17 protein-coding genes are annotated in these 17,702 nt (G+C 68.7%); 13 read left to right on the forward strand and 4 right to left on the reverse strand.

Annotated features, from left to right (window positions below; all coding sequences use genetic code 11):
- The first annotated feature begins 2 nt into the window (after positions 1–2).
- The 7 genes from JNUCC0626_RS03205 (at position 3) to JNUCC0626_RS03235 (ending at position 5,951) form a co-directional block, all read left to right on the forward strand.
- A complete protein-coding gene (locus tag JNUCC0626_RS03205) occupies positions 3–2,117 on the forward strand; it encodes an NACHT domain-containing protein (RefSeq protein WP_394618127.1) in 2,115 nt (704 codons plus the stop codon).
- A 102-nt stretch (positions 2,118–2,219) separates the two neighbouring features.
- The gene (locus JNUCC0626_RS03210) at positions 2,220–3,377 is read left to right on the forward strand and encodes a hypothetical protein (RefSeq protein ID WP_394618128.1); all 1,158 of its coding nucleotides are present in this window, start codon (positions 2,220–2,222) and stop codon (positions 3,375–3,377) included.
- Positions 3,374–3,676, forward strand: coding sequence for a hypothetical protein (locus JNUCC0626_RS03215; RefSeq protein ID WP_394618129.1), 303 nt, complete (start codon positions 3,374–3,376; stop codon positions 3,674–3,676). Before JNUCC0626_RS03210 ends, JNUCC0626_RS03215 begins: the two co-directional genes overlap by 4 nt.
- A complete protein-coding gene (locus JNUCC0626_RS03220; protein ID WP_394618130.1) occupies positions 3,673–4,329 on the forward strand; it encodes an ESX secretion-associated protein EspG in 657 nt (218 codons plus the stop codon). Before JNUCC0626_RS03215 ends, JNUCC0626_RS03220 begins: the two co-directional genes overlap by 4 nt.
- 142 nt (positions 4,330–4,471) lie before the next feature.
- Complete coding sequence (locus JNUCC0626_RS03225) at positions 4,472–4,816, forward strand: YbaB/EbfC family nucleoid-associated protein (protein WP_394618131.1); 345 nt, start codon at positions 4,472–4,474, stop codon at positions 4,814–4,816.
- Positions 4,813–5,112 (forward strand): WXG100 family type VII secretion target, encoded by a 300-nt coding sequence (locus JNUCC0626_RS03230; RefSeq protein ID WP_394618132.1) that lies wholly within the window; start codon positions 4,813–4,815, stop codon positions 5,110–5,112. Before JNUCC0626_RS03225 ends, JNUCC0626_RS03230 begins: the two co-directional genes overlap by 4 nt.
- Entirely contained in the window at positions 5,109–5,951 is an 843-nt protein-coding gene (locus JNUCC0626_RS03235) for a hypothetical protein (RefSeq protein ID WP_394618133.1), read from the forward strand. The genes JNUCC0626_RS03230 and JNUCC0626_RS03235 overlap by 4 nt, the downstream gene beginning before the upstream one ends.
- 45 nt (positions 5,952–5,996) lie before the next feature.
- Here JNUCC0626_RS03235 and sucD read toward each other — a convergent pair whose 3' ends face one another.
- Together sucD and sucC are read right to left on the reverse strand one after the other, a co-directional pair.
- Entirely contained in the window at positions 5,997–6,875 is an 879-nt protein-coding gene (sucD, locus tag JNUCC0626_RS03240; RefSeq protein ID WP_394618134.1) for a succinate--CoA ligase subunit alpha, read from the reverse strand.
- The gene (gene sucC / locus JNUCC0626_RS03245; protein WP_394618135.1) at positions 6,875–7,975 is read right to left on the reverse strand and encodes an ADP-forming succinate--CoA ligase subunit beta; all 1,101 of its coding nucleotides are present in this window, start codon (positions 7,973–7,975) and stop codon (positions 6,875–6,877) included. The genes sucD and sucC overlap by 1 nt, the downstream gene beginning before the upstream one ends.
- 126 nt (positions 7,976–8,101) lie before the next feature.
- Here sucC and JNUCC0626_RS03250 point away from each other — a divergent pair, with 126 nt between their 5' ends.
- The 6 genes from JNUCC0626_RS03250 to JNUCC0626_RS03275 all read left to right on the forward strand — a co-directional run bounded on the left by JNUCC0626_RS03250 (position 8,102) and on the right by JNUCC0626_RS03275 (position 16,501).
- Complete coding sequence (locus tag JNUCC0626_RS03250) at positions 8,102–9,799, forward strand: thiamine pyrophosphate-binding protein (protein WP_394618136.1); 1,698 nt, start codon at positions 8,102–8,104, stop codon at positions 9,797–9,799.
- 10 nt (positions 9,800–9,809) lie between these two features.
- Entirely contained in the window at positions 9,810–11,039 is a 1,230-nt protein-coding gene (gene frc / locus JNUCC0626_RS03255) for a formyl-CoA transferase (protein WP_394618137.1), read from the forward strand.
- A 187-nt stretch (positions 11,040–11,226) separates the two neighbouring features.
- Entirely contained in the window at positions 11,227–13,374 is a 2,148-nt protein-coding gene (locus JNUCC0626_RS03260; RefSeq protein WP_394618138.1) for an acetate--CoA ligase family protein, read from the forward strand.
- Between the two features lie 150 nt (positions 13,375–13,524).
- Complete coding sequence (locus tag JNUCC0626_RS03265) at positions 13,525–15,018, forward strand: Nramp family divalent metal transporter (RefSeq protein ID WP_394618139.1); 1,494 nt, start codon at positions 13,525–13,527, stop codon at positions 15,016–15,018.
- 1 nt (position 15,019) lies between these two features.
- Positions 15,020–15,454 carry a hypothetical protein gene (locus JNUCC0626_RS03270; protein WP_394618140.1) on the forward strand — a complete coding sequence of 145 codons (435 nt, stop codon included), beginning with the start codon at positions 15,020–15,022 and terminating at the stop codon, positions 15,452–15,454.
- Between the two features lie 30 nt (positions 15,455–15,484).
- Entirely contained in the window at positions 15,485–16,501 is a 1,017-nt protein-coding gene (locus tag JNUCC0626_RS03275) for a TerC family protein (RefSeq protein WP_394621957.1), read from the forward strand.
- On the opposite strand, the gene JNUCC0626_RS03280 is transcribed toward JNUCC0626_RS03275, so the two are convergent.
- Both JNUCC0626_RS03280 and JNUCC0626_RS03285 read right to left on the reverse strand, forming a co-directional pair.
- Positions 16,492–16,677: a hypothetical protein gene (locus tag JNUCC0626_RS03280; RefSeq protein WP_394618141.1), complete on the reverse strand. Its 186-nt coding sequence runs from the start codon at positions 16,675–16,677 to the stop codon at positions 16,492–16,494. The genes JNUCC0626_RS03275 and JNUCC0626_RS03280 overlap by 10 nt on opposite strands.
- Before the next feature lie 287 nt (positions 16,678–16,964).
- Entirely contained in the window at positions 16,965–17,690 is a 726-nt protein-coding gene (locus tag JNUCC0626_RS03285) for a GntR family transcriptional regulator (RefSeq protein WP_394618142.1), read from the reverse strand.
- Between the last annotated feature and the right edge of the window lie 12 nt (positions 17,691–17,702).

The raw sequence follows: 17,702 nt of genomic DNA on the forward strand, positions 1-17,702 counted from the left end.
TTGTGGCGAGCCGGTTCGGTTCACTGCTGCGTCAGTGGCGGCAGCGGGCGGGGCTGAGCCAGGAGGCGCTCGCCGCGCGTGCCGGTGTGGGCGTGCGCACGGTGCGTGGCCTCGAAACGGGCGAACGCGGCGATCCGCGGATCGGGACCGTGCGCGCGTTGGCCGACGCATTGGAGCTTTCCGGTGCTGAACGCGCTGAGCTCTTCTCCGCTGCTGGACGGGATGAGCCCGTTTCGGAGCCTGCCTCGGAGCCCGCCCGCTTCGATCCGTTGCACGAGGCCGTCGAGCAGTTGAAGGTCGAGGTCGAAGCCCGGTGGCGGCGCGAGGAGGAGCAGCGGCAGGTCCACGACCCCGTGCCGTTGCCGGTGCGGTGGGAGGCGGCCGCCGGGGCGTTGATGGACGGCTGGACGAACGTCGGTGACGTCGTCGAGTTGGCCGGGAGCGTGGACCGGGTCGTCGACGTGTACCGCTCGATCGGGTCGCGGCGGCTGGTCGTGCTCGGCCGTGCCGGGTCCGGCAAGACGGTGCTGACCACGCGTTTCGTGCTGGACCTGCTGGCGCGGAAGGACGCTCGTGACCCGGTGCCGGTGATCTTCCAGCTGGGTTCCTGGCATCCCGGCGAGGTGGGGCTGCGGGACTGGCTGGCCGCGCAGCTGGTCCGCGACCACCCGTTTCTCGGCGGGCCGGGGCCGGGCGGGACGCTGGCGTCGGCGTTGGTCGACTCGCAGCGGGTGTTGCCGGTGCTGGACGGCTTTGACGAGATCGGCAGCGGATTGCACCGGTCGGCGCTCGTCGCGTTGAACACCACCACTCTGCCGTTGGTGCTCACCAGCCGTGTGGACGAGTACCGCGATGCTGTTGCCGGTACCAAGGTGCTCACGTCTGCTGCTGCGGTCGTGCTGTGCGACCTCGATGTCGACGATCTTGAGGACTACCTGCCGCGCACGACCCGCAAGACCGGACCCGGCGGCAACGTGTGGAAGCCCGTGCTGGACGAGGTGCGCCGCGGCGGGCCGTTGGCGGAGGTGCTGACGACGCCGTTGATGGTGGCGCTGGCGCGGCGGATCTACAGCGACACCCCGGACCACGACCCGGTCGCGTTGCTGGAGTTCGACTCGGCCGAATCTCTTGAACGCCACCTGCTCAGCAGCTTCATACCAGCTGTATACAGCTCGCATGCTGACCGTGTGCGGCCTTGGTTCGGCTATCTCGCGGACCACCTGACGCGGCTCGGCACGCACGACGTGGCGTGGTGGCGGTTCGGGACGTCCTCTGCTGTCACGGGGCTGGGTGTGGGTGTGGCCGTCGGGGTCGCCGACCTGGTGGTGGAGACGGCGCTGGTGGGGGCGTTGGGGGTCCGGGGGCTGCTGTTCGCGGTGATGATCGGGCTGGTCACCGGGGTGTTGTTCGGGGGTGCGCACCGGGTCGTGGTGTCGCGGGCGCCGCTGGAACCGGTGCGGTCGAGGTTGCGCCTGCGGGGCCGGGCGGGTCGCCGGGTGTGGACGCGGGGACTGCTCGGGCTTGCGTTCGGCGGGGCGGTCGGGGCGGCGTACGGACTGGCGCGCGCGATGGCGTTCTGGCTGGCCACGCCTGGTTCCTGGCTGACGTCGGGCGTGCTGGTGGACGTCGGCGTGTTCGGCCTGGTGTTCGGGCTCGGCGCCGGATTGGTGTTCGCCGTGGTCGCCGCGCTGGAGGCGCCGCTCGACGTGCGCTCGGCGGGCAGCCCGCGCGAGTTGCTGGCGACGAACCGGCGTGCCGTGCTGGGGATGGTGGCCGTGATGGTGCCGGTGTTCGCGGTGTTCGTCATGGGCGCGACCGGCGTCGTCGCGCAGGGCCTGACCGCGCTGCGGTTCGAGGTGGTGTGGAGCCCGACGACGGCGTTGGCGCTCGGGTCGGTCGGCGGCATCGGCGGCGGACTCGCCTACGTGCTGAGCCTGACCGCGTGGGGCCAGTGGGTGGTGTTCGCGCGCGTGTGGCTGCCCCTGACGGGCAGGCTGCCGTGGAACCTCCCGGCGTTCCTGGACGACGCCTACCGCCGCGGCGTGCTCCGCCGGGCGGGCGCGGTCTACCAGTTCCGGCACGCCCGGCTGCAGGATCACTTCGCCCGTTCTCGCTGATCAGGCCAACCGGCCACGAACGGCCGGTCTGCTGGCCTGGTGCCTCGTTTGGCCCCGGTGTGATCGTTCACACCGGGGACGGACGAGGGAGGGAAGCCAGGGGTGTCAGGCATCAACTGGGAGGCGTACAGCCACGCCGAGTTGCACCGGATGCTGTGGCAGGACGCCGACGTGGCCGACGTCAGCACGGTCGCCGAGGACTGGACGCGCCACCGCGCCGCACTGACCGCGCACGCCGAGGTGCTCCGGGAGCAGCGGGCGGCGTTGCTCGAGGGGTGGAGCGGGGCGGCGGCGGAGGAGGCCGCGGCACGGCTGGGGGCGCTGGCCTCGCGGATCGAGAAGATCAGCGAACTGGCCGGGGCGGGGCAGAAGGCGGCGCAGGACTCGGCGGACGCGTTGGCGGCGGCGAGAGCAGCGATGCCGGCGCCGCCGGATCCGGGGATGACGGTGCCGGCGTTCGCGGCGCCGTTCACACAGCCGAGCGCGGCCGGATCGGTGGGAGCGCCGGGCGTGCCCGCGCCGGTGGGGGTGCCTGCGGTGGGTGGGGCTTCGCCGTTCGCGTTGCCGTCCGCACCGGCGTCGTTCGGGGCACCGGGAGGGCCCGCGCCTTTCGCGTCGCCCACGACACTCGCGTCGTTCGGCTCGCCTGCGCCGTTCGCACTGCCGAGCGCGCCTGCGCCGTTCGCGTTGCCGAGTGCGCCGACCATGCCTGCGGGCGCCACGTCCGGGTTCTACTTCTACTTCGGGGCGGCGTCGGCCGACCAGCAGAAGGCCCAGGCCGTCCGGGCCATGCAGACCTACGAGTCGAGCCTCAACGGCAGCGGACGCCTGATCGACGACGCCCGCGCCACCGTCCCGCAGGCTGCCGCATCGCCCCGCGCGAGCGTTTCGGCGCCTGGCCCGGTGAGCGCGACCTCGGTGCGCACGCCCAGTTCGGGCGGGGTTCCGTGGCAACGCCTGATGAGCGGCACCACGGGCGGCGCCGCGCCTGCGAGCGGGCCGGTGGTGAGCGCTACGCAGCAGGTCACGCCTGGGATGCGCGCCGGGGTGATGGCCGTGCCGCACGGCGGGGTCGTCGGTTCCACATCGGTGGTCGGCGAGACCAAGGCAGCGCAGAGCAACGCCATGGGCGGGCCTGCGGGTGGGGCCGCGCGCAAGGACGAGGAGCAGCGGCACGAGAACCAGATGCCGACGCTCGACCACGACCTGTTCGCGATCACCGAACGGGTGTCGCCCGCCGTCATCGGGGAGGAGCAGTGACCGGCTACGAGGTTTCGCCCGACCAGTTGCAGGACCGGGTGCGCACGCTCACACGGTTGGCCGAGCTCACTGGGGAGTTGGTGGCGACGGCCAGTCGGTTGGCGGAGCGGCAGCCGTTGCTCGGGACGGCGCCGCCCGCACAGGACCTGTCGAAGCGGCTCAAGGACGCCGGGTCTGGGCTCGCCGGTGAGGTGAGTGCGGCGGAACGCGAGGTGCGCGAGTTCCGGCAGATGCTCGCGGACATCGGGGGCACCTACGTCGAGACCGATGCCGAGCAGGCGCGGAAGGCGGCGCGGTGATCGCCTTCGACCTGGTCGAGATGGACCTGCTCGCCACCCACGCCGGGGTGCGGTGGCCGTTTCCGTTGAGGGTGCCGTCGTTCGGCGAGCAAGCGGACGAACGGGCTCAGCTGCTCGCCGAGGCGGGACACGGGTTGCAGCAGCGCGGACTCGCCGCCCAGCACGGGCCGGTGGGGATGGCGGCGGAGCTCGTGACGGCGCTGCACGAGCACACGGCCGTGGTCGACCTCGTGGTGCCGGGAGCTGGGGCGGTCGCGATGGTGTACGGCGCCGACGCCGTGGTGTGCACGCAAACAGAGAGCACGGTGCGGGTCGTGCACGTCGAGGCGGAGACGCTCGGCGACGAGCTCGCGGCGTTGGTTCCGCAGGTCCGGCCCGCCCAGGTGATGCCGGTGACGTTGCCGCCGGGGGCCGGGTACGAGCTGGAGGTCGTCGGCCAGGGGCAGGCGGGTGTGGTGCGCGGCGGGCAGCGGCGCGAGGTGTCGTGGGTGGACAGCACGGGCGGACGGGTCAGGGTCGACGTGGGCGCGGACGGCTGGGTCAGCGTCAACCCGTTGCGGCACAACGACCTGGTCCGCGCAATAGGTGAGCTCGCCGCAACAGCGCGGGCCAGGGGCCTGTGTCTGAGTCCGGTCCGCGACAGCCGGGCCTGAGGTGGTTCCTGGCGGCACGGCCGGACGACCCACGTACGACACCGGTACGCGGGCCGCCCGGCAGCACCACCAGGAACCACCTCAGGCTCGACTCTCATCGAACCGGACTCAGACACAGACCCCAGAAGGGGGAGAAGAGACAGTGAATCCAGAGCAGTGGCTGGCGGACTACCGCGAACGGCTCGAACGCGTTGCGTACAACGCGCGCGAAGCGAGCGCCAGCCTCGACCAGGCCGGGGCGAGTGCCACGTCGCCGCGTGGTGAGGTCACCGTGACGGTCAACGCGGGCGGGGTGCTCGGCGACGTCACGTTGACGCCCGCCGCGCGCAAGCTCGACGTCGACACGCTCGCGACGCTGATCGTCGGCACCGCCCGCGAGGCGCAACGGCTGGCGAGCGCGCGGATGACCGAGATCATGACGGACTACCTCGGCGACGGCGACGCGTTGCACCAGATCACCGCCCACGCGCCGGAGGCGGTGCGATGAGCCTCACCGCCGATCACGAACAGCTCCGCCGCCACGCGAGGACGCTGACCGGATATGCCGACCAGCTCGCCGCCACCGGCACCGCGTTGCCCGACCAGCTCGGCCAGGACTCGCTCGGGCAGTTCGCCGGGTTCCTCGCTACCGGCCTGAGCGGCCCGATGGGGGAGACGATGGGAGCGTTCGCGCACCTTGCGTCCACAATGGACAAGGTGGGGGAAGGGATGCGCCGCACCGCCGAGAACTACCAGCGCACCGACGAGCGCAACGCCGAGGACGTCACGGGAGCAGGCCGATGACCACCACCGACGCGGGCACGATCGCCGCGCTGCTCACCGAACTCCGCACCACCACCAACGCCATCACCACGGACCAGTGGCTGTCGGCCGACCTCGCCGCCACCCCGCGGGCACCGATGAGCGAGCTCGGCACGACCGGGAAACCGTTGCAGGCACTGGACAGCGCGGGCGTCGGCTTCCTCACGTCGATGATCTCGTTCCTGGAGGAACCGCTCGACCAGCTCAGCGGCAACCCCGGCAACGTCCAGCAGGGCGCCGGGGAGTTCCAGAGCGCGGGCAAGGCGGCCACCACCCTCGCCGAGGAGTACGGCGCGAAGAAGGGCGAGGACACCGACAGCTGGTCCGGTGCGAGCGCCGAGGAGTACGCCAAGACGGGCAAGGAACTCGTCGACGGCGTGCTGTCCGTCGCCGAGACCGCCCTGACCAACGCCTCCGCGCTGATCAAGGCGGGCGAGGTGGTGGCGCAGGTGGTCGCCGAGGTGACTCGGCTGATCACCGAGGCGGTCGGCAAGATCGTGCCGATCATGACCCAGGCGCTCGCCACCGCCGCGGCCACGTTCGGGCAGAGCGTCGCGATGGCGATCCCGCAGTGCGTGCAGATCGCCGTCGAGTGCGGTGGGCGGATCGCGGCCAAGCTCGGTGAACTCCTGGCCAGCGGCGAGAACCTGATCAAGCTGGTCGAGGGTGCGCAGGCCGTGCTGAAGATCGTGAAGCAGGCCCTGTCGGTGATCGGCGACAAGGCCGAGGGCGGATCGGCCGAGTTGCCCACCGCCCAGTCGCGCACCGGCACGGAGTCGAGCCGCGCGGAGGCAGACCGCGAGGCACAACCGGTTGGCTGACTGAAGCGGCTCGGGCCCTGATCCCCAGGGCCCGAGCCGTCCTGCTCAGCTCGTCAGGATCGCGCGGGCCAGCGCGGCGGTCTCGGACGGCGTCTTGCCGACCTTGATCCCCACCGCCTCCATCGCCTGCTTCTTCGCCTCGGCCGTCCCCGAGGACCCCGAGACGATCGCGCCCGCGTGCCCCATCGTCTTGCCCTCGGGCGCGGTGAAGCCGGCCACGTAGCCGACGACCGGCTTGGACACGTTGTCCCGCACGAACTCCGCCGCGCGTTCCTCCGCGTCCCCGCCGATCTCGCCGATCATCACGATCAGCTCGGTCTCCGGGTCGGCCTCGAACGCCGCGATCGCGTCGATGTGCGTCGTGCCCACGATCGGGTCGCCGCCGATGCCGACGCACGTGGTGAAGCCGAAGTCCTTCAGCTCGTGCATCAGCTGGTACGTCAGCGTTCCCGACTTCGACACGAGCCCGATCGAGCCCGGCTTGGTGATGTCCGACGGGATGATCCCGGCGTTCGCCTTGCCGGGGCTGATGATGCCGGGGCAGTTCGGTCCGATGATCCGGGTGGAACGACCCTGAGCGTGCGCCCAGAACCGTGCCGTGTCGTGGACCGGGACGCCTTCCGTGATCACCACGGCGAGCCCGATCTCGGCGTCGATCGCCTCGATCACCGCGTCACCGGTGAACGCGGGCGGCACGAAGAGCACCGACACGTTCGCGCCGGTGGCCTCCATCGCCTCGGCGACCGTGCCGAACACCGGCAGCGTCACGTCGTCGAAGTCGACGGACGTGCCCGCCTTGCGAGCGTTCACACCGCCGACCACCTGAGTGCCGGCCGCGAGCATGCGACGGGTGTGCTTCGCACCCTCCGAGCCCGTCATGCCTTGGACGATCACACGGCTGTTCTCGTCGAGGAAGATCGCCATCAGGACTCCTTACCAGCGAGGGCGGCGGCACGGCCGGCCGCGTCGTCCATCGTGTGCGCCACGGTGATCAGCGGGTGTCGTGCCTCGTCGAGGATCCGGTGGCCCGCCTCGGCGTTGTTGCCGTCGAGCCTCACCACCAGCGGCTTGTCGGCGCGATCACCGAGCATCCCGAGGGCCTGCACGATTCCGTTGGCCACCGCGTCGCACGCGGTGATGCCGCCGAACACGTTCACGAACACGCTGCGGACCGACGGGTCCGAGAGGATCACCTCGAGGCCGTCGGCCATCACCTGGGCCGACGCGCCGCCGCCGATGTCGAGGAAGTTCGCGGGCGCGGCGCCCGCCAGCGCCACGACGTCCAATGTGGACATGACGAGGCCAGCGCCGTTGCCGATGACACCGACGGTGCCGTCGAGCTTGACGTAGTTCAGCCCCTTCTCGGCGGCCCGCACCTCCAGCGGGTCACCGTGCACGTCGTCCGAGCTTCGAGAGTGCCGGAACGACGCGTTGTCGTCCAGCGTCACTTTCCCGTCCAACGCGATGATTCGCCCGTCCTTGGTGCGCGCCAACGGGTTCACCTCGACCAGGGTCGCGTCCTCGGAGACGAAGACCTTCCACAACGCGGAAGCGACGTCGTTGATCTGTGCAGCAATTTCCGGGGGGAACACTCCAGATGCGTCGAAGGACGAAGCTGGCATTCGAGTGATGGAGTCCGCCATCTCCTCGATCTCCATGCCGCCCGTTGCCGACGCCATGCCGATGAACGTCCTGTTGGCACGGTCGAGCAGGAACGACAGGTAGTACTCCTCGGCGATCTCGCTCGCCTCGGTGATGAGCACCTTGTGCACGGTGTGGCCCTTGATGTCCATCCCCAGGATGGCCGTGGCCGCCGTGAAAGCTTCGTCGGGCGTCGAAGCGAGTTTGATGCCGCCGGCCTTGCCGCGGCCGCCGGTCTTCACCTGAGCCTTCACGACGACCGTGCCGCCCAGGCTGGCGGCGGCCTCGCGCGCGGATTCAGGAGTGTCCGCCACGAAACCACGCGGAACGGGCACCCCGTGCCGCTCGAAGAGGTCCCGCGCCTCGTGTTCGAAAAGATCCACCGTCTACGTCCTCTCGCCGAAAACTTGCGGCCATCTATGGACATCCGGTTGGTAGCGGAGTAACGATATGCCTACCTCATACGGTATGCAATCTACAGTCGAAGCGCCAAGGGGAGCTGATCGCCGATGACGAGTTCCGCGGAGCCGGAGTCGATTCCTGAGTCCATCTCTGGTGGCCACCTGGTGGCGAAGGCCCTCAAAGCAGAGGGCGTCGACACCATCTTCACGCTGTGCGGCGGGCACATCATCGACATCTACGACGGCTGCGTGGACGAGGGCATCGCCGTCATCGACGTCCGGCACGAACAGGTCGCGGCGCACGCGGCCGACGGATACGCCCGCATCACCGGCAAGCCCGGCTGCGCCGTCGTCACGGCGGGGCCCGGCACCACCGACGCCGTCACGGGCGTCGCCAACGCGTTCCGCGCGGAGAGCCCGATGCTGCTGATCGGCGGCCAGGGTGCGTTGAGCCAGCACAAGATGGGCTCACTGCAGGACCTCCCGCACGTCGACATGATGACGCCGATCACCAAGTTCGCGGCGAACGTCCCGCACACCGCCCGCATCGCGGACATGGTGTCGATGGCGTTCCGCGAGGCCAACGCAGGCGCACCGGGTCCGTCGTTCCTGGAGATCCCGCGCGACGTCCTGGACGCCAAGGTGCCCGTCTCACAGGCACGAGTACCGGAGGCCGGCCACTACCGCGCCTCCACCCGCAGCCTCGGCGACCCGGCGGACGTCGAGAAGCTCGCGGACCTGCTGGTGAACGCCAAGAAGCCCGCGATCCTGCTGGGCAGCCAGGTGTGGACGACGCGCGCCACGGACTCGGCCATCGAGCTCGTGCGCACGCTCAACATCCCCGCCTACATGAACGGCGCGGGTCGCGGCACCCTCCCGCCCGGCGACCCGCACCACTTCCAGCTGTCGCGCCGCTACGCCTTCGACAACGCCGACGTCATCGTGATCGTCGGCACCCCGTTCGACTTCCGGATGGGTTACGGCCGAAGGCTTTCCGCGAACGCGACGGTCGTCCAGATCGACCTCGACTACCGCACCGTCGGCAAGAACCGCGACGTCGACCTCGGCATCGTCGGTGACGCCGACCTCGTCCTTTCCGCTGTCACGCAGGCCGCCTCCGGCCGCGAGGACAACGGCGCGATGGGCCGCAAGGTGTGGCTGGAGGAACTGCAGGCGGTCGAGGAGAAGGCGCGGCAGCGGCGGGCGGAGCACCTGCTCTCCGACGACTCGCCGATCCACCCGTACCGCCTGGTGAGCGAGATCAACGACTTCCTCACCGAGGACTCGATCTACATCGGCGACGGCGGCGACATCGTCACCTTCTCCGGCCAGGTCGTGCAGCCCAAGTCACCCGGCCACTGGATGGACCCCGGTCCACTCGGGACGCTCGGCGTCGGCGTCCCGTTCGTGCTGGCCGCGAAACTGGCCAGGCCGGACAAGGAGGTCGTGGCCCTGTTCGGTGACGGCGCGTTCTCCCTCACCGGCTGGGACTTCGAGACGCTGGTCCGCTACAACCTGCCGTTCGTCGGCATCGTCGGCAACAACTCGTCGATGAACCAGATCCGCTACGGCCAGGCGGCCAAGTACGGGCTGGAGCGCGAGCGCGTCGGCAACACGCTCGGCGACGTCAAGTACGACCAGTTCGCCAAGATGCTCGGCGGCTACGGCGAGGAGGTCCGCGACCCCAAGGACATCGGGCCCGCCCTGCAGCGCGCCCGGGAGTCCGGCAAGCCGTCGCTGATCAACGTGTGGATCGACCCCGACGTGTACGCGCCCGGGACCATGAACCAGACGATGTACAAGTAGGTGAGCTGAGATGGCCAAGGCCCTGGAGGGCGTCAAAGTCCTCGACATGACGCACGTCCAATCCGGACCGTCCTCGACCCAGCTGCTCGCCTGGCTGGGCGCGGACGTCATCAAGCTGGAGACGCCCGGCAAGGGTGACATCACCCGCGGGCAACTCCGCGATCTGCCCAAAGTGGACAGTCTCTACTTCACGATGCTCAACTGCAACAAGCGGAGCATCACGCTCAACATGAAGTCTCCCGAGGGCAAGGAGGTCTTCGAGAAGCTCATCGGAGACGTCGACGTCCTCGTCGAGAACTTCGGCCCCGGCGTCGTCGAGCGGTTCGGCTACCCGTGGGAGAAGCTGCAGGAGCTCAACGACAGGCTCGTCTACGCGTCGATCAAGGGCTTCGGCCCCGGCCGCTACGCCGACTTCAAGGCGTACGAGGTGATCGCGCAGGCGATGGGCGGATCGATGAGCACCACCGGGTTCGAGGAGGGTCCGCCGCTCGCCACGGGCGCGCAGATCGGCGACTCGGGCACCGGAATCCACCTGGTGGCCGCGATTCTGGCCGCGCTGTACCAGAGGACGAACACCGGACGCGGCCAGCGCGTCCAGGTGGCGATGCAGGACGCCGTCCTCAACCTGTGCCGGGTGAAGCTGCGCGACCAGCAGCGGCTCACCCACGGGCCGCTGGGGGAGTACCCGAACGAGCAGTTCGGGGACGAAGTGCCCCGCTCCGGCAACGCATCCGGTGGTGGCCAGCCCGGCTGGGCGGTGCGCTGTGCCCCCGGCGGCCCCAACGACTACATCTACGTGATCATCCAGCCTGTCGGCTGGGCCCCGCTGACCGAGCTGATCGGCAGGCCCGAGCTCGCCGAGGACCCGGCCTGGTCCACGCCGGAGGTCCGGCTGTCCAAACTGGACAAGGCGTTCGCGCTGATCGAGGAGTGGACGGAGAAGCACACCAAGTGGGAGGTGATGGACAAGCTCAACGCCCACAACATCCCGTGCGGACCCATCCTGTCCACCAAGGAGATCATCGAGGACGAGACGCTGGCCGAACTGGGCACCGTCGTCGAGGTCGAGCACCCCGAGCGCGGCACGTTCAAGACGGTCGGCAACCCGCTCAAGCTCTCGGACAACGACGTGCCGGTCCAGCGCCCGCCGTTGCTCGGTGAGCACAACGACGAGGTTCTCGGAGCACTCGGCTACAGCGCGGACCGCCTCGCGGGACTGCGCGCCGCCGGCGTCATCTAGGGCCCGTGTCGAAGTCCGAGTCCGCGATAGCCGGGCCTGAGGCGGCCCCTGGCGGCACGGCCGGACGACCCGAATACAACACCGGTATGCGGGCCATCCGGCCGCACCGCCAGAAACCACCTCAGGCGCGACTCTCATCGAACCCGGACCTCGACACGGACCCTATCCTCAAGGGAGAAGAATTCTCATGCCGGACAACGGCTACGACCGCGCCGCGGTCGAGAACGTACTCGCGAAGGTGCGGGCCGAGGGACGGAACTCCCTCACCGCACCGGAGGGCAAGCGGGTCTGCGACGCCTACGGGATCGCGACCCCGGCCGAGGCGCTGGCGAAGTCGTCGGAGGGCGCCGTCGCGTTCGCCGAGGAGATCGGCTACCCGGTCGTGCTGAAGATCGTCTCACCGGACATCCTGCACAAGACCGAGGCCGGCGGTGTGCTGGTGGGCCTCAAGAACGCGGCCGAGGTCGCCGAGGGCTACCGGACGATCATCCACAACGCCGAGAACTACAAGGCGGACGCGGACATCACCGGTGTCCAGGTCCAGCAGCAGCTCCCGACCGGCAACGAGGTCCACGAGGTCATCGTGGGCGCCACCACCGACGAGACGTTCGGCAAGATCGTCGCGTTCGGCCTCGGCGGCATCCTCGTGGAGGTGCTGAAGGACGTCACCTTCCGGCTGGCGCCCACCAGCACCGAGGAAGCGCTCTCCATGGTGAACGGCATCGCGGCCGCCGAGATCCTCCAAGGCGTCCGCGGTGCCGAGGCGGTCGACGCGGGCAAGCTCGCCGACCTCATCCACCGCGTGTCGGACCTGGTGACCGACTTCCCGCAACTCGCGGAGGTCGACCTCAACCCGGTGCTCGCCACGCCGTCCGGCGCCACCGCGGTCGACGTCCGCATCCTGGTGGACGAGAACGCCGCCAAGGAGCCGGTCCGGTTCACCCAGGACGAGATCCTCGCCTCGATGAACCGGATCATGAAGCCGTCCGCCATCGCCGTGATCGGTGCCTCGAACGAAGAGGGCAAGATCGGCAACTCGGTGATGAAGAACCTCGTCAACGGCGGCTACGGGGGCACGATCTACCCGATCAACCCCAAAGCGGACGAGATCCTCGACATCAAGGCGTTCGCCAGCATCGCCGACGTTCCAGGAGACGTCGACGTCGCGGTGTTCGCCATCCCGGCCAAGTTCGTGCCCGCCGCCCTCGAAGAGGTCGGCAAGAAGGGCGTCGGCGGCGCGATCATGATCCCGTCCGGCTTCGGCGAGACCGGGAACATCGAGCTGCAGAACGAGATCGTGGAGATCGCGCGCAAGCACGGCGTCCGCATCCTCGGCCCGAACATCTACGGCTACTACTACACGCCGGAGAACCTCTCAGCGACGTTCTGCACGCCGTACGACGTCAAGGGCGGCGTCGCCCTCACGTCGCAAAGTGGCGGAATCGGCATGGCGATCCTCGGATTCAGCCGTTCCGCGGGCATGGGCGTCTCGTCCATCGTGGGTGTGGGCAACAAGGCCGACATCGACGAGGACGACCTGCTGACGTTCTTCGAGTCAGACCCGAACACCCAGCTCGTCGCGATGCACCTGGAAGACCTCAAGGACGGTCGTTCCTTCGCGGAAACGGCGAAACGCGTCTCGGAAAAGAAACCGGTCGTCGTGCTGAAGGCCGGCCGGACCGACCAGGGCGCCAAGGCGGCGAGTTCGCACACCGGCGCGCTCGCCGGCAACGACCGGGTCTACGACGACATCCTGCGGCAGAGCGGCGTGATCCGCGCCCCCGGCCTGAACGACCTGCTGGAGTACGCGCGCGGCATCCCGCTGCTCGCGACGCCGAAGGGCGAGAACGTCGTCATCATCACCGGCGCGGGCGGTTCGGGCGTGCTGCTCTCAGATGCCTGTGTGGACAACGGGTTGACGCTGATGAGCATTCCGGACGACCTGGACGCGGCGTTCCGGAAGTTCATCCCGCCCTTCGGCGCGGCGGGCAACCCCGTCGACATCACCGGCGGGGAACCGCCCTCGACGTACCGGAACACGATCGCGCTCGGTCTCGCCGACGAGCGGATCCACTCGTTGATCCTGGGCTACTGGCACACCATCGTCACGCCTCCGATGGTGTTCGCGAAGCTCGTGGTCGACGTCGTGGAGGAGTACCGGGCGAACGGAATCCACAAGCCGGTCGTCGCCTCCCTTGCGGGTGACGTGCAGGTCGAGGAGGCCAGCGAGTACCTGTACCGGAACGGAGTGGTTGCGTATCCGTACACAACGGAGAAGCCTGTCGCAGTACTGGGTGCCAAATACCGCTGGGCCCGTGCTGCCGGCTTGCTGTAGTTAAGTCGTGGGTGGTCGTGGTCTTGGGAGAGACCACGACCACCCCGGCATGCAAGGAGAGATGGCCCGTCCGCGACCGTGACACGCCCACGGTCGCGAACCCGCCAGGGAGGTCAACGAAGACAGCCGGTCCTCTGGAGGTTGTTAACCGTGGATGATCCAAATCTGGCAGCTCGCACGGAAACCAGTTCGCCTCCCGAGAAGGAGCGCACCTGGGCCGCGGGCAAGCTGGAAGCGATGCCCATCAGGAAACTCCCCGACGCACCACCGTCGATCCACCTGCTCGGTCCCACGGTGTTCCTGGTGGCGCTCGGCGTGGGCATGGGCGAGTCGTACATGTGGCCACGACTGGTGCTGGTCTTCGGACCGGACATCAGGTGGCTCTTCCTGGTCGGCGTGACCTTGCAGGCCGTGGTCATGCTCGAGATGGCGCGGTATGCGATGGCGACGGGGGAGAGCATCTTCTTCGGCGCCGCACGCGTGTTCAAACCGATCATGTGGTTCTTCTTCGTGGTCGCGATACTCGTCTACATCTGGCCGGGTCACCTGTCGGCCGGTGCGGCGGCACTGGAGAAGATCACCGGCATACCCTGGACGGTCTCGGCGTGCGTGGGACTGATCCTGGTCGGGGTGCTGTTCAGCCTCGCCAAGGTCATCTACAACCTGCTGGAGAACCTGCTGTCCATCCTCATCGGACTGCTGGTCGTCAGCACGGCCGTGGTGGCGGCGATGGTCGGCACCTGGGGCGACCTGACGAGCACGGTGTCCGGCATGTTCCAGTTCGGGTACTTCCCGGCACAGGCGATGTCGCCGGAGTGGTTCCCGATCATCGTCGGCTCGATCGCGTTCGCCGGCCCGTCCGGCATGCAGCAGATGTGGTACACGCTGCACCTGCGCGACAGCGGCGCGGGCATGGGCGCGCACATCCCGAAGCTCCGCGGACTGCGGCACGCGGGCGAAGAGGAGCAGATGCCCAGCCGGGGCTTCATGTTCGACACCGAGGACAAGGACGAGCTCGCGAAGTGGAAGGGCTGGCGGCGCTGGGTCACGTTCGACGCGCTGTTGCTCTTCTGGGGCATCACGATGCTCGTCACGGTTTCTTTCACGGTCCTCGCGCAGTCGGCGTCGCGGACGTCCCCGGACGTCAAGGCGCTCATCGAGTCCGGTGAACGCGAAGCGGCGCTGAACGCGATGTCGGACGCGTTCGCCTCCGCCGGTGGACCGGTGCTCGGCGGGGTGTTCCTCGGCTTCATCGCGTTGATCGGTCTCAACGCCACGCTCGGCCTGTTCGACTCGTTCTCCCGCGGCCAGGCGGACATGACGTACCACTTCGTGAAGGGCGCGAAGAAGTTCCGCATGTCCCACCTCTACGCGGGATTCCTCTGGGGTGTCATCACCTTCGGCATCCTGATCCTGCTCTTCGGACCCGCCGACGGGCCGGGCGCGATCCTCGACGTGCTCGCGTTCCTGTCGACGTTCGCCATGGGTGCCTACTGCGTGGTGCTCCTGCTGGTGAACAACCGGATGTTGCCCAAACCCATCCGCCCCAAGCTGGTCACGAACATCATCATCGGCTTCGGAGCGTTGTTCTACCTGGGCATGCTGTTCTTCAGTCTCATCAAATTCGGCGTAGTGGTGGGCTGAGATGCAGATCCGCGAAGGGTTTCTGAAGGAAGCGGTCCCCGGCGCGTTCGTCGGGCTGGCCGCCGGGCTCATCGCGGGAGGGCTGGCCGCGCTCGTCGGCCAGCCGCTCGGCTGGGCCCTCGTGACGATGGTGGCGCTCGGCCTGCCGCTGGGCGCGTTCGGCGGCGGGTTCGGCCTGCTGACGGCGTCGGGCCGGCTGCCGGCCGGGCGGTTCGCTCCCGTGGCGTTGTACTGGCTCGTGGCGTTCCCGCTGGCCAGGCTGATCCACGAGACCACCGTGAGCCTCGTGCTCACCGGGCAGGTCCGCCTGCCCGCGGATCTGGCCGGTTTCCTCGCCTACCAAGGGATCGTGAGCTTCGGCTGGGCCATCGGTTTCCTGTGGCTGCACGAACGCATCGCAGCGCGGCTGCGTGCGCAGGCCACCGCCTCCCGCTGACCTTCCCTTCCGCCGAAGGAGCCAAGGATGTTGGATCTTCCCGTCTGGGTGTGGATCGCGACGATGGGCGGTATCGCCGCCATCATCGCGTTCGACTTCTACCTCGTCGTCCGCAAACCGCACGAGCCGTCGTTCCGCGAATCGCTTTACTGGGTGCTCTTCTACGTCGGCCTGGCCATCGTGTTCGGACTCGGCGTCACGCTGTTCGCCGGGCCCGGTCACGGCGGTGAGTTCTTCGCCGGCTGGATCACCGAGTACTCGCTGAGCGTCGACAACCTGTTCGTGTTCGTGATCATCATGGCCCGGTTCGCGGTGCCACGCGAGTACCGCCAGAAGGTGCTCATCGTCGGCATCATCCTGGCCTTGTTGCTGCGAGCCGTGTTCATCGCCGCCGGAGCACAGGCGATCGCACGGTTCGACTGGCTGTTCTACTTCTTCGGCGCGTTCCTCATCTTCACCGCGTGGAAGCTGTTGAAGCAGGACGAGTCCGAGGAGGCGGACCTCAAGGAGAACGCCGCGTTGCGCGCGGTCAAGAGGTTCCTGCCGGCCACGAACGTCTACCACGGTGCGTCGTTGACGACGCGCATCGACGGAAAGCGCGTCGTGACACCGATGTTGATCGTCATGGTCGCGGTGGGCACGACCGACCTGTTGTTCGCCGTCGACTCCATCCCGGCGATCTTCGGACTCACCAAGGAGCCGTACCTGGTGCTGACCGCCAACGCGTTCGCGTTGATGGGCCTGCGCCAGCTCTTCTTCCTGGTGGGTGGTCTCCTGGATCGCCTGGTGCACCTGAGCAAGGGTCTCGCGGTGGTGCTCGCGTTCATCGGGTTCAAGCTCATCTTCGAGGCGCTGCACCACCACGGTGTCTCGTGGGCCCCGGAGATCCCGATCGTGGTGTCCCTCGGGGTCATCATCGCGACGCTCGCCGTCACGACGGTGTGGAGCCTGCATTCCTCACGCCGGGCAGCTCAGTCCGCCGTGGAGGATGCCGAGAGTGCGCGAAGGAGCGAAGAAGACGCTCCTGTGAAGGATTCTCAGCCGTGAATCGTGTGGCCTTCGGCGTCCTTGCGGAGCGTCTTGGCCACAGCCGCCTGGGCCTCGGCGTCCTTGCGCTGCTCCGTCAGCGCGGTGGACAGTCCGAGGCCCAGCGCGCGGCCGTCTGCGGAGAAACCCTCACGCGGCTGAGTCAGCGAGCGCGCGAAGTTCTTGAAGCGGGACATGGCGTTCCTTCTTTCAACCTCGATGGTGGTTCCCGGGGCGCCCGGAGTCTGGGCAGGCAGCAGCCTGACAGGCACCGTCGCACGGGAAGGTCAGGGTTGCGGCCGGGGTCTTGTCCACCGGGTACCCATTTCTCAGGCACCCAGTGGGAGTCCTCTCGCGGGTCTCCGTTGACCCCGTCCCTGACGCGATTCAGCATACTGCGTTTTGTATGCAATCGGCCGCCATCGTGTCGCGGATCACCCGTACGGTACCAAATGACCGAATTGGGTGATCTGACAGTGATCGATCAGTCGCTTTCGGTAGAGCTTTCGGACGTCTTGCGGTCGTGGTACGTCTGGCGGGTCTGCTCTGCGTGGTTGTGCATGACCTCGCCGGCCCGTTCCGCGTCGCCCTCGGCGATGGCCGTGACCAGCTCGGCGTGCTCGTTCCAGGAGTCGCGGCTGCGCGGGCGGGCGATCGGGGTGTAGTACCAGCGCACCCGGCGGTCGACCAGTCCGATCATCTCGGACAGGACCTTGTTGCGGCCGATCGCCGCGACGGCCGCGTGCAGGTCGGCGTTCGCCTTGACCAGGCGCTCGACGTTCGCGGCCACCAGGGCCTCCTCGCCCGCCTTCTGCAGCTTCCTGAGAAGCTTCACGTCGGCGGCGGTGGCATGCTCGGCGGCGAGCTTCGCCGAGTAGGTCTCCAGCACGCTGCGCACGGCGAGCAGCTGGTCGGCTTCTTCTTCGGTCGGGGTGTGCACGAAAGCGCCCTGGGCAGGCCGGAGGTCGACCCAGCCGTCGGTCTGCAGGCGCTGCAGGGCTTCGCGCACCGGTTGCCTGCTCACGCCCAGGTACTCGGCGAGCTCGGCCTCGACCAGGTGCTGGCCGGGGGCGAGCGTGCGGTTGACGATGAGTTCCAGCAAGGCGTCGTAGACGGCCTGTCGCAGTGGTGCGGGCCGTTCGACCCGGCGGGTCGCGGCGGCGCTGAGGGAGCCGCGCGGTGCCCGGCGGCCACTGGGCAAAGAGGTCATGTCAGACAGCCT

This window comes from Lentzea sp. JNUCC 0626, from assembly GCF_043632865.1.
Lineage (GTDB): Bacteria > Actinomycetota > Actinomycetes > Mycobacteriales > Pseudonocardiaceae > Lentzea.

Bases quoted from the DNA above. Each gene is read 5' to 3' on its own strand.
- JNUCC0626_RS03260 (WP_394618138.1), top strand. From the start codon at position 11,227: ATGCCGGACAACGGCTACGACCGCGCCGCGGTCGAGAACGTACTCGCG.
- frc (WP_394618137.1), top strand. From the start codon at position 9,810: ATGGCCAAGGCCCTGGAGGGCGTCAAAGTCCTCGACATGACGCACGTC.
- JNUCC0626_RS03280 (WP_394618141.1), bottom strand. From the start codon at position 16,677: ATGTCCCGCTTCAAGAACTTCGCGCGCTCGCTGACTCAGCCGCGTGAG.
- JNUCC0626_RS03250 (WP_394618136.1), top strand. From the start codon at position 8,102: ATGACGAGTTCCGCGGAGCCGGAGTCGATTCCTGAGTCCATCTCTGGT.
- JNUCC0626_RS03285 (WP_394618142.1), bottom strand. From the start codon at position 17,690: ATGACCTCTTTGCCCAGTGGCCGCCGGGCACCGCGCGGCTCCCTCAGC.
- JNUCC0626_RS03235 (WP_394618133.1), top strand. From the start codon at position 5,109: ATGACCACCACCGACGCGGGCACGATCGCCGCGCTGCTCACCGAACTC.
- sucD (WP_394618134.1), bottom strand. From the start codon at position 6,875: ATGGCGATCTTCCTCGACGAGAACAGCCGTGTGATCGTCCAAGGCATG.
- JNUCC0626_RS03230 (WP_394618132.1), top strand. From the start codon at position 4,813: ATGAGCCTCACCGCCGATCACGAACAGCTCCGCCGCCACGCGAGGACG.
- JNUCC0626_RS03270 (WP_394618140.1), top strand. From the start codon at position 15,020: ATGCAGATCCGCGAAGGGTTTCTGAAGGAAGCGGTCCCCGGCGCGTTC.